Origin of the sequence: Campylobacter sp. VBCF_01 NA2, from assembly GCF_027797205.1 — a bacterium.
GTDB lineage: Bacteria > Campylobacterota > Campylobacteria > Campylobacterales > Campylobacteraceae > Campylobacter_B.
Window position 1 is genome coordinate 1,043,217 of sequence record NZ_CP115607.1, and the last position, 25,722, is coordinate 1,068,938.

A 25,722-nucleotide genomic window follows, 5' to 3' on the forward strand; every position below is an offset into this window, starting at 1 on the left:
TTATTCCGCCATTTGACTTACTTGGATTGGCGCGCTTGGAAGCGAGAGCATGCCTGTTTGCGATTTTGCGATTATGCGGTATTCGTATCCTGCGGTGTAATTTACATAATCAATATACTCTGCGCTAAGTCTGCCTGCGATATCTTTGACGCCACTCCACGAATCAGCGCCTTTGACCCTGCGCTCGATAGTGTAGCTTGCCACGCGCAAATCAGGGTGCGGACGCCAAATGATTTTCACGCGATCTGGCAGTGCGTAAGCCTGCGCAAACGGCACAGAATCAATCGTCTTTGTCGTGCTTACAATCGCAGCAGGCGAGCTTTCGCCCACGCCATTTATGCCATAAGCGCGCACGGTGTATTTATACGATGTGTTTGGCTCTAAGCGAGTATCGGCAAAGTGCGTAGTGTATGGATCACTAAGGGTTGCGATTTTTTTCGCTTCGCCACCGCCCATATCAGCGCGATAAACCACAAATCCTAAAAGGTTAGGATATGAGCCATAATTTGGCCACTCTAAGCCGATTTCGTTCGTGCCAGAGATACTTTTAATACCCTCGACGCGTGGCAAGCTTGCGTCATTTCCGCCCGGCACACTATGAGAGGAGCAACCAGCCGCTAGTATCGCTAAACTCGCGCAAAATGCTACTTGGTAAAATTTTTTCATAAATTTCATCCTTTTTATCGTGATTTTGTATCAAATTCTCAAACTCCACCGGCAAAGGCGCTGTAATCTGCATACGCTCGCCACTTCGTGGGTGCGTGAAATACAGCACATAAGCGTGAAGTAAAATTCTTGCTATTTTATCTTTTTCGCTCTTAAATCCGTATAAATAATCTCCGATAATATGGCGATTAATCGAGCTTAAATGCACGCGGATTTGGTGCGTGCGCCCAGTAAAAAGCTTGGCTGCGATTAGGTTGATTTTGCCAAATTTGTCGCTACTGCTCTGGCTAAATTTCGCCTGTCCCCAATCATCGCTAAAAATCGTATAAAACGCGCTTTTTGCCTCGCGTCCGCCCGAAATTATCGCCTTTTTTAGGCGGTTGTTTGGGTTGCGATCAATCGGGCGATCTATCAGGCATGGCTCTTTTAGGGGCAAATCTGTTAAAGCAAGGTAAATTCGCCCCATGCTTTTATCACTTAATTGCGCGCTTAGGGCTTGGTGCGTGGCGTTGTTTTTAGCTACGACTAGCGCGCCAGAAGTGCCCTTATCTAGGCGATGAACGATACCTGCGCGGATTTGACCATTTATCGTAGAGAGCATAAATCCTTTTTGGCGTAGCCACTCTACAATCGTGGCTTCTTTGACGCTTGGGGCTGGATGAACGACCACGCCAGCGGGCTTGTTTAACACTAGCAAATCATCATCTTCGTATAAAATTTCAATCTCGCCCTCAAAGCTAAATTTCGCCTCATCGCTATGAGTAGGCGCAGGGTAATTTACACAAATTTCATCTCCCAAATTTAGCTTTTGCGATGATTTGGTTATGATTTTTTGGTTTATAAAAACACTGCCTGATTTGATTAAATTCGAAATTTGATTGCGCGAAATGCCCAAATTTTCGCTTAAAAAAACATCGATTCTCGCCACGCAATCTGCTGTAAAATTATCCAAATTTATACCTTTTTTTGTTATTATCGCCCAAAATTTATTAGGACTTACTTTGAAATTTGACAAAAAGATTTTATCATATTTTGATTATATTCAACCTTTGCTGATTTTGCCAATTATTATTTTTTCATACCTTTTAATCAGCGAGGCAAACACCGCACTTGGCAACAAACAGCTTGTTTATTTTGGGGTTGGTTTTGTTGTTTTTATGGTCTTTTTTTTGTTTCCGATTCGCAAATTTTTGTATTTGATTCCGCTGTTTTACTGGGTAAATATCGCCCTGCTTTTAAGCGTGGAATTTTTCGGCATTAGCAAGCTTGGCGCGAAGCGTTGGTTGGAGTTGCCGTTTGTGCATTTTACCCTCCAACCAAGCGAGATTATGAAGCCAGCGTGCATGCTAATGCTAATGTATCTAATCCATAAAAATCCGCCACCGCCCGAGGGTTATGGCGTGAAGGATTTCGCTAAATTTAGCTTTTATATACTTTTGCCATTTGCGCTAATCGCCAAAGAACCAGACCTCGGAACCGCGCTAATTCTTTTTTTAATGGGATTTGCGACGCTTTTTATCATCGGCGTGAATAAAAAAATTTGGATTGCGCTGGTGTTAGCGTTTAGCGTGAGCTCGCCCGTGCTTTATAACAACCTGCACGATTACCAAAAAAAGCGCATTACGGATTTTTTGAGCGAAGAACACAACTATCAGGTCAAACAAGCCGTCATCGCTATCGGAAATGGCGGAATTTACGGCAAAAATTTAGAAGAAGCCACCCAAACTCACTTTAAATTTTTGCCAATTGCCACGAGCGATTTTATCTTTGCCTATATGGTCGAGCGCTTCGGATTTGTCGGCGCACTCGCGCTCATCGGCTTTTACGCGCTTTTAATCATGCACCTGCTTAGCCTAAATTACGACTTTGGTAGCGATTATCTCATACGGGTTTTTACCTCGGCTCTGGCGACGCTGATTTTTATCTACGCTGGGGTTAATATCTCCATGGTCATCGGATTTGCCCCTGTCGTGGGTGTGCCGCTGCCGTTTTTTAGCTACGGGGGAAGCAGTTTTATCACATTTATGATTTTGTTTGGAATTTTGCAAAATTTGCTGACTTTTAGAAACAAAGACAATTACAAAACGATAAGTATTAGGCTGTGAATTTTGAAATTTTGGCTAAATTTGGGCTAAATTTAGCGTGTAAATTTAGCCCAGATAGATTTAACTCTCTTTTAGAAGTTTCGTCGCTAAAATCGCGCCGTCATCGTGTTTGCGTGCAGATTTGTAAATTTTGTTAAAGAAAATTTCCAAATACTCGTGGTTATTAATGCGCTCTGCTTCGTTTGCCACGCTAATTGCGCTATATTCGCCGTCGCTTCCAAGCTCGTAAGCAAGCTCGGTATCGCTAAGCTGCAATTTTAAAATTTCTTTTAATTTATTTTGCAAAGCCTCGCTATAAATCGGCGTCATAAGCTCCAATCTACGCTCTAAATTTCGTGGCATCCAATCCGCGCTTGCGATATATAGGCATGGTTCTGCGTGTTTGAAATAAAAAATTCTAGCGTGTTCTAGGTATTTGCCGATGATTGAGCGGACTTTGATATTTTCGCTAAGTCCCGCCACACCTGGGCGCAAACAGCAAATTCCACGGATTATGAGATCGATTTTTACCCCGGCTTGGCTCGCTTTGTAAAGCGCCTTTATCATATCGCTATCGACGAGGGCGTTCATTTTAGCGATGATTCTGCCGTCACTTCCCTTGCTCTCTTCGACCTTAATCATCTTTAAAATTCTCTCTTTTATCTGCATTGGCGACATTGAGAGATTGCCTAGTTTGCGGTTTTTGTTATAACCTGAGAGTATGTGGAAAAAATTCGTCGTATCCTTATCGAAAGTATCCCCGCAAGTAAAAAAGCTCACATCGGTGTAGATTTTCGCACTGCTTCCGTTGTAATTGCCCGTGCCTAAGTGGATATAAAATTTAAGCTTTCCGTCTTCTTTTTTGATGATTTGAGTGACTTTGGCATGGACCTTAAAACCTGCGATTCCATAAATCACATGCGCGCCAGCGTCTTCTAGCGCCTTTGCCCAGTGCAGGTTGTTTTCCTCATCAAACCTAGCTTTTAGCTCGACCATTACGGTTACTTGTTTGCCATCGCTTGCAGCCTCGATTAGGCTCTGGACGATTGGCGAGTTTTTCTCCACGCGGTATAGCGTCATACGGATTGAGATGACTTTGGGGTCTTTGCTAGCTTCTTTTATGAGTTTTTGGACTGGATCGAAACTCTCATAAGGGTGAAAAATCAAAATATCATCTTTTTCCATTGCGCTCATTACTGAGGTGTTTTCGTTAAAGGGAGGCAGTGTTTTTGGCAGATACTGCGGGTGAGCTAGATAGGAAAAATCCTTGTTGCCAGCTATCTCCCAAAGCCCGTCAAGTGTGAGCGGGATCGAGCACTCGAAAATGTCTTTGTAGAAAATTTTAAGATGTTCGTTTAAGAAATTTAGCAAATCAGGGTCTGCGTTTTTGGCGATTTGAAGTCGCACAAAAGCCCCTTTGCGGCGCAGTTTAAGACCTGCTTCGAGTATCATCATAAAATCATCTGCTTCCTCTTCTTCGATTACGATATCAGCGTTTCTTGTAACCCTAAACGCAGCCGAGCTAATTAGCTTATAGCCCGGGAAAATCTCCTCAGCGTGGCGATTTACGATTGAATCAATCGTTACATAGGTGTTTTTTGCGACCTGCACAAATCTAGGAAGCACACGCGGGATCCTAATCATACCAAAATGAATCGCCTCTGGCGCATTTGCGTCGCAGAGTTTGACTGCAATCGAAAAGCTAAGGTTGTTTAGGTGCGGAAACGGGTGCGTCGCATCTACGGCGATTGGGATAATTACCGGCATGATTTGGTTGAAGAAAAACTCATCGGCGCTTAGCTTTAAATCAGGGGTTAGCTCGTCGTAGTTTTTGATAAAAAGGCCGTTTTTGCTAAGCTCCTCTTTGATAGCGATATAGTGCGCTTCTAGCTCGTTTTGCTCGTGTTTGAGATATGAGCGGATCTCGCGCAACTGCTCCAATGGCGTCATCTCATCATCGCCGCTAGCTGTTACGCCAGCTGTGAAAAGCTGTTTAAGCCCAGCCACACGAATCATATAAAACTCATCTAAATTTGTGCTATAAATCGCTACAAATTTCAATTTTTCAATCGGTGGAATTTGCTTTTGACACTGAGTTAAAACGCGCGAATTAAAGCGAAGCCAACTCAACTCTCTATTTAAAAATTTGCTTTGTTGCTCCATTTTATTTCCTTTTTTTTGGATTAAAAATTTTAAGATTATAACTCAAAAAAGATTAAAATGTGTTTTTTATGAAATTTAATTGCGCTTTAAATTTTTAAAGCAATTATCCAAATAAACGCAAAATTTCACGCCATTTAGATAAAAAATCCAACTTATGTAAATCCACAAAAAGAAAAATAACGCTACCGAAAATGAGCCGTAAATGCTAAGATAGGTTTTGTTATAAAACACATACTGCGCGAAAATAATCTTAGAAATCCACCATAATGTGGAGGCTACGAGAGAGGATATAAGCACGGCTTTGGGGCGAATTTCGCGGTTTATCGCCGTAGCGTAAGTGATAGCAAAAATAGCCCAAATGATAACAAATGGCAAAACCGAGAGCAAATTTATCCACCTAGAAAATTCGGTTTTATCGAGTAAATTTTGAAGTTCTGAACTAATGAAAAACGACGCGCCAAGCCCCACGGGAGCTAGTGTCATAAGCGTCCAGTATGTGCTAAGGCCTTTGAAAAATCCGCGCTTTGGCGAGTGCGAAATCTGCGCGATAATCTCCTCAAAATCATCAAAAAACAAAATCGAAGTTACAAGCACAGCCAAAAATCCCAGTGCGCCAAGGCTTAGGCCGTTTGCCATAAACTCTTCCAAATACGGAATCAGGCTTTCTTGGTTGGCTGGAAGCAGGTTTGAGAAGATAAATGCCTTGATTTTGGCGTAATAATCGTGGAAACTAGGCAGCTGCATAAATACGCTCAAAGATACCATAAGCACGGGAAGCAATGCCAAAATAGTGTGAAAACTTAGCGACGAGGCGTAGTGCATGAGGTGCGGATCGTAAATCTTGCGCCAGGATTTGATAAAAATTTTAAATTCGTCCAAAAATATCTTTAAATTTTTCATTTCGCAATTTTAGCTAAAATTTTAAAAATTTGGGTAAAAATGAAATTTAGAAAGGTTAAATTTGGCAAAAATTGGAATTCTTTAAATTTGTGGAATTTATAAATTTTGATTTTTAAATTTGTAGTTTGCAATTCTAAATTCTGCAAAAATTTGGCATAAAAAAACGGACAGGCGAACCTGTCCGTGAAATTTGGCAAAATTTAGAAAATCAAATCCTAGAATAATCCAAATTTGCCGTCTTTGCGTTTGTATAAAACGCGCATTTTAGCGTCCATATCGTTGAAAACTAGGAATTGATCGGTGCTTTCTTTTAATTTATTTAGCGCCTCGTCGATTTCTAGCGGTTTGTAAAGATCTAACTCTGTTGGGACGATTTCATCGACATTATCGTCTAAATTCGGCTCGCTAGCCTTGATGATTTCATCTACTGCGCTTTGTTTCATATCATCGCGGTTTTTGTGCGAATTTACCTTGTCATGATAGCGACGAAGCACTTTTGCAAGGCGATTTGTTGCGTTATCTACCGCTGCGTATAGGTCTTTGTCTTTTTCGCGCACTACAATTGTGTCTTGGTGAGCTAAATTTAGCGAAAAATCCATGACGAAGCCCTTGCGACCTTGTTTTTCATCTGCTGATACGACAGCACGACCTGATATAATGTCAAGGTTGTATTTTTTTAGACTATCAAACGCTTGTGTGATATAATCCTTAATAGCGTCTGTTAGTTCAAACTGTTTTCCTACTATACTTAAATTCATTCTTTCCTCCATTGAAATTAAGGTTTTTGTATTGTTCTTCTATGGTATCTGATTCGTGGTGAATCAAGAGCCGGTGTCGAAGTAACGACAACATCAATAATGGCTGCGTGACTAGTTACAGCATTTCCAGTCGTCTTGCTAAATGCGGTTGTTGTTGCCCTGTTGCACCTAGCAGGCATATTTGCATCCAAATAACTGATTGTAACATTTATGTCAAAAAGAGAATTGTTACGACTTGGATAAGTAATGTCAATTTGATTTAGACACTCTGCATTGTCAGTAGTTGTGGTTGGATACACATGTTGTTGCATAGCCAAAACAGCATACTCTGTCGCACTTTGCGCTAAAAGCACAGCCTGCTCGCGGTTGTGAGCATTATTTGTATCGCGGGCTGTCATCGTAGCGATAGAAAGCGCAGTAATAGCCGTAGTGGCAACTAAAACGATAAAAAATATTGCGGCTATCAAGCCAAAAGCTCTTCTCATCTTTTTCATTAGTACACCACCTGAGATTTACACATAATCATATCTAATTGATTAGGGTCAAAATTTCTACCATTATCTCTCATACATAGTTTCATTTCGACAGCACCATTATCATCTCTAAATCTAAACATAAACACATCTTCTGCTAACAAAACTTTTTGTGTTGTTGCGTCACTATATGTTTCACCTGCCCATGGTCTATAATTATAAGCTAATGTAAGATCGAAATTTTTGCCAGCTTTTCCACCATAATTAACCACTTGTGTTCCAGTAGGATAAATAGCATATGCTGAATGCGCCAAATAGTATTGATCTGAGAACTCTCGAACAGTAGCGCCAACATTGTCCAAACGAGTTGGATAATTTGTGATAGTCAAATTCTCATCATCATTGTTGCCTACTGTTGCACTAGCTACATAAACTCTATCGCTATTATTGCCTGTGCCGTTGTATCCATACGCACCATCGATATTCACACCATCATAGTCATTAGCCAAATAAGTAAATATAATAACAAAATCATTATATCTACCTGTTGCGCAATTAGATCTATTAACACATGTCAATTTATCAATTATATTACTCACACTATTCAAACTACTACCCTGAGAAAGTATAGAATTTGCCTTATTATCCGCATCATTAAAAGGATTTGGGATAGAGCTCATATCCACAAAACCACTCCAACCAGGATTTGAATTATTTATATTCTTAGTTTCTATACTTTGACCAATCCACTCGATAATATCGTGATCTTTACTAATACCAGCAAGATTGATAAAATCCGTTATAGGCTTACCCGCTTCTCTACCGATTACACTTCCATAAATACGATATTCCAATCGATTTGATATTAAAGTAATCGCGTTTTGCGTCCTTGATTCTAACTGATTTAGCGCACGGGTATGCAAGTATGATTTATATATTTGAGAATACAAATCGGCACCAAACATAGAGATTATACCCAAAATCACTATGACCATTACTAATTCTATTAAAGTAAAACCCTTTTTCATGTCATATTCCTAATACTGTTGCTTATCTATTTTCATAGAACCGGAGCCTATATTAAAACCATAATATCTAAGTGCAACGCTAGCCCCTGGATCATCTTCGTTTCTCGTGACTACATTTACCATTTTAACATTTGTAGGAGTTCCATTCGCAGGAGTAGTGCCAAAATTAGCTACCAAAGTAGAACTATTATTATAATTTCCAACTACTAATGGATCAGCTACATAATCTACACTAACAACAGTTTCTGTATTAAGAACAAAATCGCCTGTAACCAAATCTGAACTTTTTATCTTATGTTTAAAACCTTGATAATCATCTAAATCCCAATAAGGTTGATTTGCGCTAATAGATTTATCTTTTCCTGCGTATCGAATAGAACCAACCCCTATGCCAAAATTCCCATACGGTGTCGGACCCACATCGCTAATACTATCTTTTTTATCCTTGCCTTCCGAATCCAAAATCCCGACTCTACTTTCTTTTGTCGCACCAGCAGCTATATTCACACTATGAATAACATTAGCATTTGAACAACCGCCAGTACAACCAGCAGAAGTACTATATGCACTATCCCACTTCGCCGGCTGAATACGGCTCATCATAGATTTAGCATTATAAACAAGCTCCTGTTGCACGGCAAACATATTCAAATTTACCGTCTGAGCGACTATACGCGGTATGGCCATTGTAGTAATAGCCAAGATTACGATGGTAAAGACCAACTCGATCAGAGTGAAACCCTTTTTCATCTCGCCTTCCTTAAATTTTACTCATGGATACTCAATATCCACTGCTAGACGCATAATTATACAACGCAAAACCTTAAATTTGCTATTTTTACGCATACAAAATGAAATTTTTAAAATTTGAGTGAAATTTTGGTGTATATTTACCTAAATATTATAGAATTGCGGGTTAAAATTTCACAAGGAAAAAATATGCAAAATTTAATCAAATTTCTACTTTGTGCCTTATTTGTCGCATTTATCAGCGGTTGTAGCTCGAAAGGCGATGGCACACTTTTTAACCTCAGCCAAGAAGCATGGTATGCGCAAATCCTAGATGATTTAAACTCGCTTTCATACGATGATGCCGAGACGCACTACACGAGCTTTGCTAGCGAGCACATCGCTTCACCGCTTTTGGAAGAAATGACGCTGATTATGGCGCAAGCCTTCGTCGATGACGAAAATTACGAAAAAGCAAACAAATATCTAGACGAATACATACGCAGATACGGCACCGCGAGAAAAATCGAATATGCAAGATACCTAAAAATCAGAGCAAATTTCGACTCATTTTCACGCCCAGGTCGCAATCAGCGATTAATGCTAAATAGCATAGATGAAATTCGCAAATTTATCATCGAATACCCTCAAAGCCAGTATAGGCCGCTATTAGAGACCATGATGACCAAACTTCGCTTAGCCGAACACCAACTCAATAAAGACATAAAAGACCTTTACGAGCGCACTGGCAAGGACGAATCAGCCAAAATTTATGAAAGTAGAATCGAAAATTCGCCGATGAACAGCACCGAGATTATCAAACCGCAATCCCCATGGTATCGCGCGATATTTGAGTAGGAAATTTCTAATGCAGTTATCACAAAATAAAAAATTTCCCACAGATTTGCCAATTTTGGTCGAGGACGAGCTGTTTTTATACCCGTTTATGATAACTCCGCTTTTCATAAGCGATGAAAAAAACAAAAGAGCCATCGATCTTGCCATAAAAAATGAATCCATGATAATGGTAGTAAGCTCGACGCCCGAATTTAACGGCGACAGAAGCTTCGGCGGGATTTATCATATCGGCGTAATCGGCACTATCATGCGCACAGTGCCACTTCCTGATGGCAGGGTTAAAATTTTATTCCAAGGCTCTGCAAAGGGCAAAATTCTGCACGAAATTTCGCAAAACCCGCTATTTGCCACTATCGGTATCGTCCATGACGAGCGAGGCGACGAAGCGAAAATCGACGCATCAATCAATGTTTTAAAAGAAAGAGTCAAAGCCCTAAGTAGCCTAACGCACTTTTTCCCAAACGATCTGCTTAAAACTATCGAGGAAAACACAGACGCATCGCGAATTTGCGATTTAACACTAAGCGCGCTCAGAGTCAAAAAAGAGATAGCGTATTCGTTTTTTTCGCAGTTAAATTTAGAAAAAAGAATTTTCGATCTCATAGCCTACATTGCCGATGAAATCGAATCTTATCGCCTCGAAAAAGAGATCAAAAGCAAAGTTCATAGCAAAATCGATCAAACCAACAAAGAATATTTTTTAAAAGAGCAGTTAAAACAGATCCAAAAAGAGCTTGGCTCAGATAGCGACAGAGAGGTCGAAATCGAAGAATACAGAAAAAAGCTAGACCTAAAAAAGCCATTTATCAGCGATGAAGCCTACAAAGAGATAAAAAAGCAAATCGACAAATTTGCACGCCTTCACCCAGACAGCGCAGACGCAGGGCTTTCGCAAAGCTATCTAGACTGGGTTTTGGAAATCCCATTTGAGCAAATGGCAAAGGAAAAACTCTCAATCCAAAGCGTAAGCAAACAGCTAAACAAAGACCATTATTCCCTAGAAAAGCCAAAAGAGCGTATCGAAGAGTATTTCGCGCTAAAAGAGCTTTTAGAGCTTCGCGGAAGCGTGGATAAAGAGGGCAAACGCGTGAATAATGGCGCGATTTTGTGCTTTTACGGACCTCCTGGCGTGGGCAAAACCAGCCTAGCAAACTCAATCGCAACTGCGCTAAAACGCAAATTAATTCGTATCGCGCTTGGCGGATTAGAAGATGTCAATGAGCTTCGTGGCCACCGTCGCACCTATGTAGGCGCCATGCCAGGGCGTTTGGTGCAGGGTTTAATCAGCGCAAAACAGATGAATCCTGTCGTCGTGCTAGATGAAATCGACAAGGTATCCACCTCATATAAAGGCGATCCGACCGCTGTTTTACTCGAAATTTTAGATCCAGAGCAAAATTCAGCATTTAGGGATTATTACCTAAATTTCGATATTGATTTAAGCAAGATTATTTTTATCGCTACAGCGAACGATATTTCCCAAATACCTGCCCCACTTCGCGACAGAATGGAGTTTATCGGGCTTAGCTCATACACCCCGCAAGAGAAATTTCAAATCGCAAAAAACTATCTAATCCCGCAGGAATTAGAGCGACACGGGCTCAAACCAGCCGATATCAGCTTTCACTCTACTGCGCTTGAAAAAATCATCGCCGAATACACCAGAGAGTCAGGCGTGCGTAACCTGCGCCGCCAAATCGCTGCGATTTGCCGTAAAATCGCCGTTAGAATTCTAAAAGATAGTGAATTTAAAAAACTTGCCATAACAACCAAAAATTTAGAAGAATTTTTGGATAAAAAGGTTTTTGAAATCGACGCCGTGAAAAAAACGAACCAAATCGGCATTGTAAATGGCCTAGCTTGGACAAGCGTGGGCGGTGATGTTCTAAAAATCGAAGCGATTAAAATCAAGGGCAAGGGTGCGATGACGATTACCGGTCAGCTTGGCGATGTGATGAAGGAATCCGCTCAAATCGCATTTAGCGTGGTAAAAGTCCTAATCGATAATGGAAAATTAAAATTTGAAAAAAGCGCAAATTTGACGAAAGATGAGCAAATTTATAACAAATTTGACCTGCATATCCATGTCCCAGAGGGCGCTACGCCAAAAGACGGCCCAAGTGCTGGAATCACGCTAGCAACGGCGATTGCGTCGATTTTAAGCGAGAAAAAGGTGCGCTTCGATGTGGCGATGACTGGCGAGATTACGCTAAGTGGGGCTGTGCTTGCAATCGGCGGATTAAAGGAAAAATTAATCGCTGCGCACAAGGCCAAAATCACCCACGCCCTAATCCCGCGCAAAAATTTCGAGCGCGATTTGGACGAGATTCCAGATGAAGTCAAAAACGCCATGCAAATCACGCCAGTCGATCACATAGAAGATGTGCTAAAAATCGCATTGGTCTAAATTTAGCCTTTTAAGGGAGATGAAATGATAAGCAAAACTAGAAAAACGAAAGAAACCGACATAAGCTTAGAGCTTGAAATTTACGGCTCAGGCAAGGCTGAGATTAGCACAGGAATTGGCTTTTTCGACCACATGCTAACAGCACTTTGCAAACACTCATTAATGGATATAAAACTCGTTTGCAAGGGCGATTTGGAAGTGGATTTTCACCACAGCGTCGAAGACTGCGGAATCGTTCTGGGTGAAGCGATAAAAGAAGCGATTTATCCGATAAAAAATGTCGAGCGATACGGCGATAGTGTGGTTGTTATGGATGAAGCGGCGACTAGCTGTGCTTTGGATTTATCAAACCGAGCATTTTTGGTTTATGAAGGCTTAAAAACCGGCAAAATCGGCGAATTTGACGCTGAGTTAATCGCTGAGTTTTTCAGAGCTCTTGCATTTAATGCAAATATTACGCTCCACTTAATAAATTTGCGTGGCGAAAACGCTCATCACATAGCAGAAGCGTCGTTTAAAGCATTTGCAGTCGCATTTAGACGAGCAGTGGCTAAAAACCCACGCACAGGAACTCCAAGCACAAAAGGCGTATTGTAGCGTATGGATACATTACTTTGGCTTTTTGAATTTTTTTGGATACTTTCGTATTCTTTATTTATCCCAATTAGTATAACAATAGTTTTGTTAATCATTTCATTATATGGTTTTATTGAGCTAAAAAGAAGCGATAAAGAAAATTCGGATTATAAAAATTTGAAAAAAGTAGTCTTAAAATTTGCCATTATAACCTGCATTTGTGCAGTTATTACAATTGATTTATATATCACAAATTTAATACTCCAAGAGCCAATTTTTCATATGTAAATTTAGGAAAGTTTTAAAATGGGCGATTTATTTTTTACAATACTTTTATGGGGAATTCCGATTTTATTGCTTGTCGGAGTTAGAATTGTCGATAAAAAAATTAGAACCTATCTTAATACAAGAGGTGGCTCAAAACTTACCAACACATTGATTTATATAATTTTATCTCTTGTAATTGTAGCGATTGTCCTTATTTCTTCTTTTGTGGTGTTTATGATTTTAATGTCATTGCCCGGTGCTACAATGTAAGGAAAAATTATGAGTGATGAAAAATTTTATAAAATAATCCTTGTGATTTGCGTTATTTGGGCATTTAGCGTGGCTGGATTAGTTGCTTATACTTTTGATTTGCAAAGCAAATGTTCTATCATTTCGTATATCGCAAACGGGAAATAAGCCGTGAAAAAATCTCAAATTTTAACAATCATTTCGCTTATTTTTGCGTTTTTGGCGTTTGATTTGGCATTTTATCATGGCATTACCAAACGCTACAAAAACTCCACAAACCCCGAAATGCAGGCAAAATCAATCAAAATTAGCAAATTTTTGCCATTTGATGAAAATTCGCAAATTTACAAAACAAAGGCAAATTTAAATTTGCAAGGCGACTTGCCCGTTATCGACGGAGCGGCGGCACTTTTTCCTGTATTTTCAGCTTTTGTAAATGCGATTTATCCAAAAGATGGCGTAGAATTTGACGGCGAAAATTTCAGCGAAAAAAGCAAACTTCGCTATACAAACACTCGCGGTGCTTACAAGGCTGTGGTTGATAAAAAAGCAGATTTGATTTTTGTCGCAAAGCCCTCAAATTCGCAACTACAATATGCCAAAGAAAATGGCGTGGATTTAGAATTCGTGCCAATCGGGCTTGAAGCCTTTGTTTTTATTGTCCATAAAAATAATCCCGTATCAAATTTAAGCACCGCTCAAATCAAGGAAATTTATAGCGGAAAAATCACAAAATGGTCGCAAATAGGCGGGGCAAATTTATACATTGATGCTGTGCAACGAAATGAAGGCAGTGGCTCGCAAAGTGCGATGGTAGCGTTTATGAAAGATGAAAAAATGAAGCGAAACACACTTGGATTTTTTGGCTCAGCCATTGGCTTTTCGTTTCGTTACTATGTCGAAACTCTCGTCGCAAACGGCAAGGTTAAAATGCTAAGCCTAAACGGCGTGTATCCAAACAAGGAAAATATCAAAAACCGCTCGTATCCGATAATAGGCGAAATTTATGCTGTGTATGATAAAAATAACAAAAACGAAAATATCGCCAAAATTTTAGAGTGGATTTTAAGCAACCAAGGGCAAGAAATCATCGAGCAAAGCGGATATGTGGGGATAAAATTTTAAATTTTGCTAATCCCTCACCACGCTAAATCTTCCGCCGCCGCAGGCTAGCAGGCAAAGTGAAATTCCGATATAAAGGTATAAAATTTCAGCTTCAAATCCGCCGTGTTTTGATAATGCCAAAAAATCAGGGTGCGCTAGATAAAATATCACACCGCACAGCCCAAGCACGATGAGCGCGCCCACGCGGGTGAAAAATCCGATGATTATCATCACGGGTGCGACGATTTCGCCCAAATACACGCCATACGCGATAAACTCAGGCAATCCCTTTGCGCCAAGCATGCCCTTTATACCGCCCACGCCGTTCATTATCTTTGCCACGCCGTGCATAAAAAGGCAAACTCCAAGCGTCAAACGAAGCATTAATAATCCGAAATTTGGAAATGATTTAGGCATAGATAATCCTTTTTATGGCGAAATTTTAAAATTTTAAAATTTGGCAAAATTCAAGAATTCTAAAATTTTAAAATTTAAAAAAGGGGCGAAATTTCGCCCCCAAATGCTATTTTTTAAGCTTGACTTCTTTGTCTTTGTATAGACCAGTTCCGACTGGGATTATGTGACCTAAAATGATATTTTCCTTCAAGTCCTCTAATCTATCAAATTTTGCCGCGATACTTGCCTCGGTTAGAACCTTGGTAGTCTCTTGGAAGGAAGCAGCTGAAATCACGCTATCGCTTCCAACAGCCGCTCTTGTGATACCCAGAAGCACCGGCTCAGCGATTGCTGGCTCGCCACCCATTTTCATAATGCGCTCATTTTCTTCTTTAAACCTGCGGCGGCTGATTAAATCGCCGATGATTAGCTTAGTATCGCCACTATCTATGATGCGGACTTGGCGAAGCATTTGAGATACGATAATTTCGATATGTTTATCGTTAATCGCAACGCCTTGTGAGCGATAGACTTGTTGAACTTCGCTAACTAGGTAGTAATGAAGCGCCTTTTCGCCTAAAATTCTAAGCACATCGTGTGAGCTAATAGAGCCGTCAGTTAGCCTTTCGCCAGCATGGACAAACTCGCCGTTTCGAACCTGAATTTGGCGAGATTTATCGATTAGATACTCGGCCACAGTGCCGTCCTCACCCTCGATGATTACGCGCTCTTTTGAGCTCATAGGTTTGCCAAATCTCACAGTTCCGTCGATATCAGCGATGATAGCGGTATTTTTAGATTTGCGCGCTTCGAAAAGCTCAGAAACGCGAGGCAAACCACCTGTGATATCTTTCGATTTCGCAGCGGCTTTTGGCGTCCTAGCTAGGATATCAGCAATCGCTACCTCATCTCCGCTAGTTGCAAGAATTTGAGTTTTTGGTCCGATATTGTATTTCATCGGCTCGCCCTTGCTAGGAGTGATTACGATAGCTGGTTTTACGCCTTGCGGTAAATACTCATTAATCACCAAACTACTATGTCCTGTCGCTTCATCGTATTGCTCAGTAGCAGTGTAACCCGGCTCGATATCCTCGTAGCTAACCACACCAGCGCACTCAGCTACCACAGGGGTAGTATATGGATCCCATTGAGCGATTACGGTGTTTTCTTCTTTTTTAGGTTTTGCGATGATATCATCAAATTTAACCTTGCTATTATCGTTAAATACAAGCACAGATTCGCGTGGAATATAGTGTCTGATAGCCTCTCTGCCGTTTTCATCAGAGATTACAGCATACATACCTTTTTCGGTTACGATATTTCCCTTTTTGATATCTTTTAGACGCTCTAAATAATCGCCTTTTAAGATGAAATATTTGATCTCGCCAACTGCGCCTGATTTGATTTTTTGAGTTACAGGCTCGCCGTCTTGGACGCAAATTTCACTAGCAAACGGCACGCGAGCTGGGATATTCCAGTCTGTTTTGATAATTTCGACCAAACTCTCGTTTTCTTCGATATTATCGCCGTCTTTGCAAACGATATAATATTTGCCCTCGACCTTACCGCTAACACCAGCTAGCTCGTTTGGTTTAGCCAAATCGTGGCGGCGGATATTGTATTTGACCTCATCTTTTTTGCTTTTTACAGAGATATTGACATCATCGTGAGTTACTTCTATGCTTACCTTACCGCTAAATGGAGCTTTGATTTTTGGTTCGACCAAAAGCACAGCCGCATTTCGGCGGTTCATTACGATATTTTTGCCATTGTTTTCATAAGTTTTGACATTGTAATATCTGATATAACCCTCATCGCTAGCGATAACCTTATCTGCTTGTTGATCAGTAGCAGCCGTTCCACCTGCGTGGAAAGTTCTTAGCGTTAGTTGCGTTCCTGGCTCACCGATTGATTGAGCTGAGATGATACCGACAGCCTCGCCTGGTTTTACCAGTTTGCCCTCGCCCAAATTTACGCCATAGCATTTAGCGCAAACGCCCTTGTGAGCCTTACAAGTAATCGGAGTTCTAATGCTGACTGATTTAATTCCAGCATCTACGATAGTGCGAACCTCTTTTTCGCCAAGAAGTGTGCCCTCAGTAAATAAAATTTCATTTGAAACTGGATCAATCACATCTGCACTTAGCACGCGACCCAAAATTCTATCGGCTAAATTCTCGACCAAAGTTCCGTTTTCGACGATTTCAGTTACTTCGATACCCTCGTGTGTGCCACAATCATGGATTGTAACGCGAACATTTTGAGCGACATCGATTAGCTTACGAGTAAGGTAACCAGCATTTGCCGTTTTAAGCGCAGTATCGGCTAGACCCTTTCTCGCACCGTGGGTTGAGATAAAGTATTCGTTCGCATCTAGTCCCTCGCGGAAATTTGATGTAATCGGGGTCTCGATAATCGAACCATCTGGCTTAGACATCAAACCACGCATACCAGCTAATTGGCGAATTTGCTCTGAACTACCACGAGCGCCACTATCAGCCATCATATAGATTGAGTTAAAGCCGTCTTTGTCGTTTTTCATCAAATCCATCATCTCATCTGCTAGTTTTTTAGTCGTGCTTGTCCAAATTTGAATCGTTTTATTGTATCTCTCGCCCTCAGTTAGCAAACCACCAGAGTATTGGTTTTGGACTTCGCGGACTTGATTTTTCGCGTCCTCAATCAAATTTGACTTAGAATTTGGCACGATGATATCTGAAACAGCGATTGAAATTCCAGCTTTTGTCGCTGACTCAAAACCTAAATTTTTAAGGTTATCTAGGAATTCAGCACTTACTTCCAAACCGCCATTTTTATAGACATAATCGACTAGTTCTGCGATATCTTTTTTCTTTAATTTTTTATTCCACAATGTATCTGGGATAAAATCAGGCAAGATCGATTTGATGACCAATCTACCAGCTGTCGTAAATATAATGCGACCATCGACCATAGTTTTGATTTTAGCGTGGATATCGAGAGAATTCGCCTCCACAGCGACCATGACCTCATCGACATTGGCAAAAATTTTGTTTGTGCCTTTTGCGCCAGCTTTTTCAAGGCTAAGATAATAAATTCCCAAAACCATATCTTGCGAAGGCACAGCCACAGGCTTACCGCTAGCTGGAAGCAAGATATTCATAGAACTTAGCATTAAAATTTTGCACTCTGCGATTGCCTCTTGGCTTAGTGGGACATGCACAGCCATTTGGTCGCCGTCAAAGTCAGCGTTGAAAGCCGCACAAACAAGCGGGTGCAAACGAATAGCCTTACCCTCGATTAGGACTGGGTGGAAGGCTTGGATTGACATTTTGTGAAGTGTCGGCGCACGGTTTAGCATGACAGGGTGGCCTTTAACGACCTCTTCTAGGCACTCCCAAACCTCATTTACCTTGCCCTCAATCATTTTTTTGGCTTGTTTTACGGTTGTTGCGTAGCCTTTTTCTTGAAGTCTAGCTATCAAATGTGGTTTAAATAGCTCTAATGCCATAGTTTTTGGCAGACCACATTGATCCATACGCAAATTTGGACCTACGACGATAACTGAACGACCTGAGAAATCGACGCGTTTTCCAAGCAAATTTTGTCTGAAACGGCCTTGTTTTCCTTTGATAATCTCACTTAGAGATTTTAGTGGGCGTTTGTTTGCGCCTTTTACGGCGTTTGCCTTTCTGCCGTTATCAAATAGCGCATCGACAGCTTCTTGGAGCATGCGTTTTTCGTTGCGAATAATAATCTCTGGCGCGTCAAGCTCCAAAAGTTTTTTAAGGCGAGTGTTGCGATTGATAACTCTGCGGTATAAATCATTGACATCTGAAACCGCAAATTTACCGCCGTCAAGGCTAACTAGCGGTCTTAAATCCGCTGGTAGAACTGGTAAATTTGTAATCATCATCCACTCTGGTTTGTTGCCAGAATTTAAAAAGCTCTCTACGACTTTTAGGCGTTTGATTATATTTTTTTTCTTTAATTCTGAATTTGTGCTAGCCATTTCCTCTTTCAAATTTGAAAGAATTTCGACCAAATCAAGATCTGCTAGCATATCTCTGATAACTTCACCACCCATTTTAGCCACAAAACCAGTTTGCTCAAATCTCTCGCGCAAACTTTGGTATTGCTCTTCGTTTAAAACATCGTATTTTTCGACTTTTTTAGTGTTTTCGTTATCATAATACGCACTACCAGCGCTCTCTACGATATATGCTTCGTAGTAAAGCACGCGCTCTAAATCTTTCATTTTGATATTCAAAAGCGTGCCGATACGGCTAGGGAGCGAATTTACATACCAAATGTGCGCTACTGGGGTAACTAGCTCGATATGTCCCATGCGTGTGCGGCGAACCTTCGAACTAGTGATTTCTACGCCACATTTTTCGCATTTCCAGCCTTTGTAGCGCATTTTTTTGTATTTTCCACAAATGCACTCATAATCCCTTACTGGACCAAAAATTTTAGCGCAAAACAAGCCGTCTCGTTCAGGTTTTAGCGTGCGATAGTTGATAGTTTCTGGCTTTTTAACCTCGCCGTGGCTCCAATTTTTGATTTGCTCAGGGCTAGCAAGTCTTATGGCAAATACATCAAAATCTTGAACTCTACCGTCTTCTTTAATTTCAATTTTTTCTAAGCTATTGTTTTCGCTCATTTCTTTTCCCCGTTTCCGTAAATTTCAACATCCAAAGCAAGTGATTTAAGCTCGTTTGTTAAAACAAAAAATGTCTCAGGAATTCCTGTTGTTGGAACATTTTCGCCTCTGGTAAGTGCTTTATACGCCGCCAAACGACCATCGACATCGTCTGATTTGACGGTTAGCATTTCGCGCAAGGTATATGCCGCGCCATAAGCTTCAAGCGCCCAAACTTCCATTTCTCCAAATCTTTGACCACCAAATAGCGCTTTACCGCCGACTGGTTGCTGTGTAACAAGGCTGTAAGGGCCTGTGCTTCTAGCATGGACTTTTTCATCGACAAGGTGGTGGAGTTTGAGATAATACATACAACCCACATTTACGCGCTCTTTAATCTTTTCGCCCGTGCGTCCGTCATAAAGCTCGGTTTTGCCATCAGCGTCGATTTTCGCCATTTCAAATAGTTTCGCAAAATCCTCAGGCACGATTCCCTCAAAAATCGGAGCTGCAAATCTAACGCCCTTGCTCCAATCTCTGGCATATTTCAAAAGCTCTTCATCGCTGATTTTTTCTAGCGTTTTCTTAGCGTCCATAAGCTTAGAAACATTTGCGATATCAATCATTTTAGCGCGAAGTTCTTTTAACCACTCGCCAGTTTTTTGCTCTAAAATTTCAGCGATTTGCTCGCCCAAACGCCAGCCTACTAAACCTAAATGGCTCTCCATGATTTGACCGATATTCATACGGCTTGGAACGCCTAGCGGATTTAGGACGATATCTACTCTTTGACCATTTGGAAGGTATGGCATATCGACCTCTGGGACAATATTTGAGACAATACCTTTGTTTCCGTGGCGTCCAGCCATTTTGTCGCCGACTTTTAGTTTGCGTTTAGTTGCGACATAGACTTTGACTAGTTTTACTACGCCACTTGGCAAGATATCATCTTTTTCCAAAATTTCGATTTTTTCATCATGCTCTTCTTTAAGCTTTCGTTTTTCATTTTGGAAGTGGTTTTTCAAATCCTCATACTCTTTTTGAATTTTTTTAGAGTAACCTTTGATAAACGAATTTAGCGTAAAGCGGTTTGAACTTTCAAGCTCTTCTTTGCTAACGATATCGCCTTTTTTATACTCTTTTTTGTTTAGGCTTTGTGCGCTTTCTAGCTTGCTTTTTGATAGCAAGGCTACGACTTTTAGCATTTCTTCGCGGTCCAGCATCAAAAGTCTATCGTGGTGCTCGCGCTCTAACTCTGTCTTTTCGTCCTCATAAGCTTTGTTTGTTCTAGGATCTTTTTCATAGCCTTTTTTAGTGAAAATTTTGACATCGATTACCACACCTTCCATAGAAGCTGTCGCATAGAGTGATTTATTTACCACATGTCCTGCTTTTTCGCCAAAAATCGCCCTTAAAAGTCTTTCCTCTGGGGTTGGTTTAACTTCGCCCTTTGGAGTTACTTTTCCTACCAAAATCATACCAGGTTTGACATGGGTTCCGATTTTGATAATTCCACTCTCATCAAGGTGAGAAAGCTCTTCTTCCTTGATATTTGGGATATCTCTGGTGATCTCTTCTACGCCGTCTTTTAGCTCTCTGGCTTCAATCTCTTTCTCATAAATATGCACGCTTGTGTATTCATCAGCGCGAATCATCTTCTCGCTCATTACGACGGCATCCTCGTAGTTATAACCATGCCATGGCATAAACGCGATTAGAGCATTTTTACCGATAGCTAGCTCGCCACCGTCCATGCTAGGACCATCTGCGATGATTTGTCCCTCTTTGACACTATCACCTTTGCGCACAATTGGGTGCTGAGAAAATGTAGTGTTTTGGTTAGTGCGTAAATTTTTCTCCATTGAGTAGTGATCGATAAACGGACCTTTTTCATCTTCGCCTAAGATAAAGATATTTTTATTATCTACTTTTTCGACCACGCCGGCTCTTTTGGCTTTAATCGCTTCCCAAGAATCCCTTGCGATTGTAGCTTCCATACCTGTGCCTACAATCGGAGCAGTTGCGTATAGAAGTGGAACTGCTTGGCGTTGCATGTTTGAACCCATTAGCGCGCGGTTGGCGTCATCGTGCTCCAAAAATGGAATAAGTGAAGCAGCCACACCAGCAATCATACCAGAGCAAAGGTCGATTAGAGTGATATCCTCGCGTCTAGCCATGAGGTTTTCGCCGTCTTTTCTAGCTTCTAGCATTTCCTCGATAATCGCGCCGTTTTCGTCTAATTTAGCAGAAGCAGGAGCGATTACATGGCCCTCTTCTTGTGTAGCAGTTAGATAAACGATTTCGTCTGTTACCTTGCCATCGACGACCTTTTTATAAGGAGCTTCGACAAAGCCTAAATCATTTACTTTTGCATAAGTTGCAAGGGTATTGATAAGACCGATGTTTTGACCCTCTGGGGTTTCGATTGGACAAATTCTACCATAGTGAGTCGGATGGACATCGCGCACCTCAAATCCAGCGCGCTCTTTAACCAAACCGCCCTCGCCAAGAGCAGATAAACGACGCTTGTGAGTAACCTCGCTAAGTGGGTTTGTCTGATCCATAAATTGGCTCAACTGACCGCCTGTGAAGAATTCCATAAGTGTAGTTGTGATGATTTTTGGATTGACAAAATCATAAGGCATAAGCTCATCGATATTTCCGCTAATGCTTGCAAATTTATCTTTTATAGCTTTTTGAACCTTGATAAATCCAAGGTGCATTTCACTAGCCAAAAGCTCGCCGATAGAGCGAATTCTACGATTGCCTAGATTATCTCTATCATCGATAAAGCCTTCGCCATTTTTAACTTTTATCAAATATTTTGCTGTTTTTATAATGTCTTCGTTAGTTAGCACCGTTACATACTCTGGTGTTTCGTTGCCAAGCTTGTGGTTCATTTTCATACGGCCGACTTTTGTGAGGTCGTATCTTTCAGGGTTGAAAAACAGATCATTTACAAACGATCTTGCAGTCTCTTTAACCACTGGCTCGCCAGGGCGCATAACTTTATAAATTCTAATAGCTGCTAAATCGTTTTCGTCATCAACGCCTTCACTTTGTTGTAAAATTTTAAGAGCTTCACTATCTTGGGCAAATGAGTTGATGATAGAGGCATCGACACCACTAGCTAGGTCGTTTGCGATTGTAAATTTTTTCTGTGAATTTGCAATAGCGACTAGTTTGGTTTCATCTAACGCAGCAAGTGAATCATATATAACTTCGCCACTATCTTTATCAAAAATCGCGTCTGCTAAGTGGCGCTCTGCTAAAATTTCAGCTGGGTATTCTATAAGCTTCAACCCCTCTTCTGCTAATTTTTCAGCTTTTTTTAGAGTTAAACGCTTGCTTGCTTGGTGCAAAACCTCGCCTTTTTCGTTGATGATATCATAATCAAGTCTGCCAGCATACTCTTTTGGATCGAAATCTGTTAAGAATTTGCCTTTTTTGACATAGATTGTTTTAATCGGATAAAATAGTTTTATAATGTCTTGTTTTTTATATCCAAGTGCGCGGAAAAGTATAGTAATAGGAACCTTGCGTCGTTTATTAATGCGCACATACAATACATCTTTCGCATCGTATTCGAAATATAGCCAGTTGCCACGATCTGGTATGATTTGGGCTGTGTAGATTAGTTTGTTTAATACAGTCGGGCTCTCTTCTTCTTTGAAAATAACGCCAGGACTTCTGTGTAGTTGATTTACCACGACACGCTCGACACCGTTGATGATAAATGAAATTCTATCGGTGATAAGCGGAATATCGCGAATATAAATATCTTGTTCTTTTATATCTTTTACGCCGATTTTTTCGCCTGTTTTATCATCTCGCTCATGCACGATTAGGCGAATTTTCATCTTTAAATTTACAGAATATGTAAGACCACGCTCCATACACTCTCTAATCGAGTATTTTGGCTTGGAAAGCTCGCTACTTACATACTCGATGCTTAGTCTGTTTTGAGCATCATGAATAGGAAAGATAGCACGGAAGACTTTTTCTATACCACTATCTGCATTTGAGTTATCAAGATTTAAAAAGTGATCAAAACTTTTTTTTTGTAATTGTAATAAATTTGGTATCTCTATATCTTTTGGGACCTTAGAAAAATCAACTCTAAGACGATTACCTGAATATAAGCTATTTAACATTCTACTACCTCGTAGTTGTATTTTAAGAAAGAAGTGTCGGCGCTTGCACACCGACACACATTATGATTTGCAAAACTAATAAATTTTGCGAGATTATTTAAGTTCGACCTTAGCGCCTGCTTCTTCAAGCTCTTTTTTAGCTTTTTCAGCATCTTCTTTGCTAACGCCCTCTTTAAGAACAGATGGTGTAGACTCAGTAGCGTCTTTTGCCTCTTTAAGACCAAGACCTGTAAGAGCACGAACGACTTTAATAACATTGATTTTTTTGTCGCCTGCATCAACTAATACGATATCGAATTCAGTTTTTTCCTCAGCTGCTGCTGCACCTGCTGCTGCACCTGCTGCGCCAGCTACCATAACAGGAGCTGCGCTAACGCCGAATTTCTCTTCGAATTCTTTAACTAATTCGCTAAGCTCTAAAACTGAAAGATTAGAAATGAATTCTAATACATCTTCTTTTGTAATTGCCATTGTTTTTCTCCTAAATTTTTATTTTATGCTGTTTGTTCTTTTTTTTCTTTAAGCGCATTTAAGCCGATTGTAAAATTTTGAATCGGTGCGTTCCAGACTTGAAGTAACATTGCGATAAGCTCGTCTCTGCTTGGCATTTTTGAAAGCGCGCGAACTTTTTCGATGCTAGTAACTTCACCATCGACATAAGCAGTTTTAAGTGCAAATGCTTCGTTTTTCTCTTCAAATTTAGCAGCAACTTTACATACTGAAAGTTGATCGCCCCATAAGAAAATATTTGTATCTTTGAAACTCATACCATCTTTTTCGGCGTTTTTCAAAGCGATAGCTGCTAATGTGTTTTTGATAACTCTGACTTTTACATCAAGCTCACGAGCGCTATTTCTAAGTTCTTCTAGTTTTTTAACATCTAGACCTTTGAAATCAGATATAACAATAGCTTCGCTATTTTTGAAAGCTTCGCTTAGTTCTGCTACGATTTGTGATTTTTCATCTCTCGTCATTAGGTTTCTCCTTTCCGATCGGTGATTTCAAGCCAAGAGATTTAAATTTAAGCTAGTTAAATTTAAATCAATTAAGTCAAAGCGACCTTGAACTATCTCCAATCTAAGATAAAAATTTTAAATTTTTATTTTAAATCAATAACTTCTTGGCTATCAAGAGTAACAGCTGGGCTCATAGTTAGCGAAAGTGCTGCATGAGTCACATATCTACCTTTTGCAGTAGCTGGTTTGTGTTTGTTAATGGCTTTGATAAATGTTGTGACATTATCCAAAAGTTGTTCTTTGCTAAAACTTACTTTTCCAAGACCAGCGTGGATATTTCCTTGTTTATCAACGCGGAAATTTACTTGACCACCTTTTGCATTTTTGACAGCTTGTGCTACATCCATTGTAACAGTGCCTGTTTTAGGGTTCGGCATTACGCCTTTTGGTCCAAGAATTCTACCTACTTTACCGACTAATCCCATTAAATTTGGAGTAGCGATAAGAACATCGAAATTTATAATACCTTTTTGGATTTCCTCGATTAAATCATCTGCGCCCACGATATCAGCACCAGCCTCTTGTGCCTCAGTTGCTTTTGCGTCTTTTGCGATAACAGCAACGCGGACGCTCTTGCCTGTGCCAGCTGGTAAAACGATAGAGCCGCGAACCATTTGATCTGCGTGGCGTGGATCTACATTTAGTTTAAGAGCGATTTCAACAGTTTCGTCAAATTTAGCAGATGCTAGACCTTTTACTGTATCGATAGCCTCAGATATATTGTATAGTTTATTAGAATCAACTTTTTTCAAAAGTTCATTAAATCTTTTCGAATTTTTTGACATATATTTCTCCGCAATTTTAAAGTGCTACCGCTTTTATTTAAATCTTAGCGGTCAAAAGATTAATCTACTATGGTAATACCCATAGAGCGTGCAGAACCAGCAATGATTCTAGCTGCTTGTTCGCGATCGTTGGTATTTAAATCAGCGATTTTTTTCTCAACGATTTCCAAAACTTGCGCTTTTGTTAAAGTCGCAACTTTTTTCTTCAAAGGATTGTCTGAACCTTTGTCGATTTTAGCTGCTTTTTTAATCAAATCTGTCGCAGGTGGTTGTTTTGTGATAAATGTAAAGCTTTTATCAGCATAAACAGTAATAACAACAGGGATATTATAACCTGCCATATCTTTTGTGCGCTCGTTAAATGCTTTACAAAATTCCATAATATTTACGCCTTTTTGACCCAAAGCTGGACCAACTGGCGGACTTGGATTTGCTTTTGTAGCGGCGATTTGTAATTTAATCTCACCAACAACTTTCTTAGCCATTTA

The 25,722-nt window shown here is 40.3% G+C and carries 23 protein-coding genes; 8 read left to right on the forward strand and 15 right to left on the reverse strand.

Features of this window, described 5'->3' with window-relative positions; genetic code table 11:
* Entirely contained in the window at window positions 1-666 is a 666-nt protein-coding gene (locus tag PF027_RS05385; RefSeq protein ID WP_270877220.1) for a hypothetical protein, read from the reverse strand.
* The gene (locus PF027_RS05390; protein WP_270877221.1) at window positions 596-1,618 is read right to left on the reverse strand and encodes an RluA family pseudouridine synthase; all 1,023 of its coding nucleotides are present in this window, start codon (window positions 1,616-1,618) and stop codon (window positions 596-598) included. Before PF027_RS05390 ends, PF027_RS05385 begins: the two co-directional genes overlap by 71 nt.
* Before the next feature lie 49 nt (window positions 1,619-1,667).
* Between PF027_RS05390 and PF027_RS05395 the strand changes: the two genes are divergently transcribed.
* Window positions 1,668-2,771 carry an FtsW/RodA/SpoVE family cell cycle protein gene (locus tag PF027_RS05395; protein ID WP_270870565.1) on the forward strand — a complete coding sequence of 368 codons (1,104 nt, stop codon included), beginning with the start codon at window positions 1,668-1,670 and terminating at the stop codon, window positions 2,769-2,771.
* A gap of 60 nt (window positions 2,772-2,831) precedes the next feature.
* On the opposite strand, the gene PF027_RS05400 is transcribed toward PF027_RS05395, so the two are convergent.
* The 6 genes from PF027_RS05400 to PF027_RS05425 all read right to left on the reverse strand — a co-directional run bounded on the left by PF027_RS05400 (window position 2,832) and on the right by PF027_RS05425 (window position 8,822).
* Entirely contained in the window at window positions 2,832-4,913 is a 2,082-nt protein-coding gene (locus tag PF027_RS05400; protein ID WP_270868097.1) for an RNA degradosome polyphosphate kinase, read from the reverse strand.
* 75 nt (window positions 4,914-4,988) lie between these two features.
* Complete coding sequence (locus tag PF027_RS05405; RefSeq protein ID WP_270861963.1) at window positions 4,989-5,813, reverse strand: YihY family inner membrane protein; 825 nt, start codon at window positions 5,811-5,813, stop codon at window positions 4,989-4,991.
* 215 nt (window positions 5,814-6,028) lie between these two features.
* Window positions 6,029-6,571, reverse strand: a complete 543-nt coding sequence (hpf, locus tag PF027_RS05410; RefSeq protein ID WP_270859340.1) for a ribosome hibernation-promoting factor, HPF/YfiA family — start codon at window positions 6,569-6,571, stop codon at window positions 6,029-6,031.
* A 17-nt stretch (window positions 6,572-6,588) separates the two neighbouring features.
* Entirely contained in the window at window positions 6,589-7,065 is a 477-nt protein-coding gene (locus PF027_RS05415; RefSeq protein ID WP_270872420.1) for a type II secretion system protein, read from the reverse strand.
* Window positions 7,065-8,072: a prepilin-type N-terminal cleavage/methylation domain-containing protein gene (locus PF027_RS05420; protein ID WP_270872421.1), complete on the reverse strand. Its 1,008-nt coding sequence runs from the start codon at window positions 8,070-8,072 to the stop codon at window positions 7,065-7,067. Before PF027_RS05420 ends, PF027_RS05415 begins: the two co-directional genes overlap by 1 nt.
* 9 nt (window positions 8,073-8,081) lie before the next feature.
* The gene (locus PF027_RS05425) at window positions 8,082-8,822 is read right to left on the reverse strand and encodes a type II secretion system protein (RefSeq protein WP_270872422.1); all 741 of its coding nucleotides are present in this window, start codon (window positions 8,820-8,822) and stop codon (window positions 8,082-8,084) included.
* Between the two features lie 189 nt (window positions 8,823-9,011).
* Between PF027_RS05425 and PF027_RS05430 the strand changes: the two genes are divergently transcribed.
* Genes PF027_RS05430 through PF027_RS05460 form a run of 7 tightly spaced genes read left to right on the forward strand, consistent with a single transcriptional unit; the run spans window position 9,012 to window position 14,283 of the window.
* Entirely contained in the window at window positions 9,012-9,659 is a 648-nt protein-coding gene (locus PF027_RS05430) for an outer membrane protein assembly factor BamD (protein WP_270869726.1), read from the forward strand.
* A 10-nt stretch (window positions 9,660-9,669) separates the two neighbouring features.
* Window positions 9,670-12,066 carry an endopeptidase La gene (gene lon, locus PF027_RS05435; protein ID WP_270872423.1) on the forward strand — a complete coding sequence of 799 codons (2,397 nt, stop codon included), beginning with the start codon at window positions 9,670-9,672 and terminating at the stop codon, window positions 12,064-12,066.
* Window positions 12,067-12,090: 24 nt separating this feature from the next.
* Window positions 12,091-12,663 (forward strand): imidazoleglycerol-phosphate dehydratase HisB, encoded by a 573-nt coding sequence (gene hisB, locus PF027_RS05440; protein WP_270872424.1) that lies wholly within the window; start codon window positions 12,091-12,093, stop codon window positions 12,661-12,663.
* Window positions 12,664-12,666: 3 nt separating this feature from the next.
* Window positions 12,667-12,930, forward strand: coding sequence for a hypothetical protein (locus PF027_RS05445; RefSeq protein ID WP_270872425.1), 264 nt, complete (start codon window positions 12,667-12,669; stop codon window positions 12,928-12,930).
* Between the two features lie 18 nt (window positions 12,931-12,948).
* On the forward strand, window positions 12,949-13,179 hold the full coding sequence (locus PF027_RS05450; protein WP_270859332.1) for a hypothetical protein: 231 nt from the start codon (window positions 12,949-12,951) through the stop codon (window positions 13,177-13,179).
* A gap of 9 nt (window positions 13,180-13,188) precedes the next feature.
* A complete protein-coding gene (locus PF027_RS05455; RefSeq protein ID WP_270872426.1) occupies window positions 13,189-13,326 on the forward strand; it encodes a hypothetical protein in 138 nt (45 codons plus the stop codon).
* 3 nt (window positions 13,327-13,329) lie between these two features.
* Window positions 13,330-14,283 carry a PstS family phosphate ABC transporter substrate-binding protein gene (locus tag PF027_RS05460; RefSeq protein WP_270872427.1) on the forward strand — a complete coding sequence of 318 codons (954 nt, stop codon included), beginning with the start codon at window positions 13,330-13,332 and terminating at the stop codon, window positions 14,281-14,283.
* Window positions 14,284-14,289: 6 nt separating this feature from the next.
* Here PF027_RS05460 and PF027_RS05465 read toward each other — a convergent pair whose 3' ends face one another.
* The 7 genes from PF027_RS05465 to rplK all read right to left on the reverse strand — a co-directional run bounded on the left by PF027_RS05465 (window position 14,290) and on the right by rplK (window position 25,719).
* Entirely contained in the window at window positions 14,290-14,679 is a 390-nt protein-coding gene (locus PF027_RS05465) for a DoxX family protein (protein WP_270870555.1), read from the reverse strand.
* 106 nt (window positions 14,680-14,785) lie between these two features.
* Window positions 14,786-19,300: a DNA-directed RNA polymerase subunit beta' gene (rpoC, locus tag PF027_RS05470; RefSeq protein WP_270862322.1), complete on the reverse strand. Its 4,515-nt coding sequence runs from the start codon at window positions 19,298-19,300 to the stop codon at window positions 14,786-14,788.
* A complete protein-coding gene (gene rpoB, locus PF027_RS05475) occupies window positions 19,297-23,433 on the reverse strand; it encodes a DNA-directed RNA polymerase subunit beta (protein WP_270859327.1) in 4,137 nt (1,378 codons plus the stop codon). The genes rpoC and rpoB overlap by 4 nt, the downstream gene beginning before the upstream one ends.
* Window positions 23,434-23,526: 93 nt before the next feature.
* Window positions 23,527-23,904, reverse strand: coding sequence for a 50S ribosomal protein L7/L12 (gene rplL / locus PF027_RS05480; RefSeq protein WP_270862320.1), 378 nt, complete (start codon window positions 23,902-23,904; stop codon window positions 23,527-23,529).
* 23 nt (window positions 23,905-23,927) lie between these two features.
* Entirely contained in the window at window positions 23,928-24,407 is a 480-nt protein-coding gene (rplJ, locus tag PF027_RS05485; RefSeq protein WP_270859325.1) for a 50S ribosomal protein L10, read from the reverse strand.
* A gap of 125 nt (window positions 24,408-24,532) precedes the next feature.
* On the reverse strand, window positions 24,533-25,234 hold the full coding sequence (gene rplA / locus PF027_RS05490; RefSeq protein ID WP_270859324.1) for a 50S ribosomal protein L1: 702 nt from the start codon (window positions 25,232-25,234) through the stop codon (window positions 24,533-24,535).
* A 59-nt stretch (window positions 25,235-25,293) separates the two neighbouring features.
* Entirely contained in the window at window positions 25,294-25,719 is a 426-nt protein-coding gene (gene rplK / locus PF027_RS05495) for a 50S ribosomal protein L11 (RefSeq protein WP_270859323.1), read from the reverse strand.
* Between the last annotated feature and the right edge of the window lie 3 nt (window positions 25,720-25,722).

Coding starts and splice junctions, on each gene's coding strand:
- rpoC (WP_270862322.1), bottom strand. CDS start 19,300: ATGAGCGAAAACAATAGCTTAGAAAAAATTGAAATTAAAGAAGACGGT.
- lon (WP_270872423.1), top strand. CDS start 9,670: ATGCAGTTATCACAAAATAAAAAATTTCCCACAGATTTGCCAATTTTG.
- PF027_RS05405 (WP_270861963.1), bottom strand. CDS start 5,813: ATGAAAAATTTAAAGATATTTTTGGACGAATTTAAAATTTTTATCAAA.
- PF027_RS05430 (WP_270869726.1), top strand. CDS start 9,012: ATGCAAAATTTAATCAAATTTCTACTTTGTGCCTTATTTGTCGCATTT.
- PF027_RS05450 (WP_270859332.1), top strand. CDS start 12,949: ATGGGCGATTTATTTTTTACAATACTTTTATGGGGAATTCCGATTTTA.
- rplA (WP_270859324.1), bottom strand. CDS start 25,234: ATGTCAAAAAATTCGAAAAGATTTAATGAACTTTTGAAAAAAGTTGAT.
- PF027_RS05420 (WP_270872421.1), bottom strand. CDS start 8,072: ATGAAAAAGGGTTTTACTTTAATAGAATTAGTAATGGTCATAGTGATT.
- hisB (WP_270872424.1), top strand. CDS start 12,091: ATGATAAGCAAAACTAGAAAAACGAAAGAAACCGACATAAGCTTAGAG.
- rplK (WP_270859323.1), bottom strand. CDS start 25,719: ATGGCTAAGAAAGTTGTTGGTGAGATTAAATTACAAATCGCCGCTACA.
- rpoB (WP_270859327.1), bottom strand. CDS start 23,433: ATGTTAAATAGCTTATATTCAGGTAATCGTCTTAGAGTTGATTTTTCT.
- PF027_RS05400 (WP_270868097.1), bottom strand. CDS start 4,913: ATGGAGCAACAAAGCAAATTTTTAAATAGAGAGTTGAGTTGGCTTCGC.
- PF027_RS05415 (WP_270872420.1), bottom strand. CDS start 7,065: ATGAAAAAGATGAGAAGAGCTTTTGGCTTGATAGCCGCAATATTTTTT.
- rplL (WP_270862320.1), bottom strand. CDS start 23,904: ATGGCAATTACAAAAGAAGATGTATTAGAATTCATTTCTAATCTTTCA.
- PF027_RS05445 (WP_270872425.1), top strand. CDS start 12,667: ATGGATACATTACTTTGGCTTTTTGAATTTTTTTGGATACTTTCGTAT.
- rplJ (WP_270859325.1), bottom strand. CDS start 24,407: ATGACGAGAGATGAAAAATCACAAATCGTAGCAGAACTAAGCGAAGCT.
- PF027_RS05385 (WP_270877220.1), bottom strand. CDS start 666: ATGAAAAAATTTTACCAAGTAGCATTTTGCGCGAGTTTAGCGATACTA.
- PF027_RS05455 (WP_270872426.1), top strand. CDS start 13,189: ATGAGTGATGAAAAATTTTATAAAATAATCCTTGTGATTTGCGTTATT.
- PF027_RS05425 (WP_270872422.1), bottom strand. CDS start 8,822: ATGAAAAAGGGTTTCACTCTGATCGAGTTGGTCTTTACCATCGTAATC.
- hpf (WP_270859340.1), bottom strand. CDS start 6,571: ATGAATTTAAGTATAGTAGGAAAACAGTTTGAACTAACAGACGCTATT.
- PF027_RS05465 (WP_270870555.1), bottom strand. CDS start 14,679: ATGCCTAAATCATTTCCAAATTTCGGATTATTAATGCTTCGTTTGACG.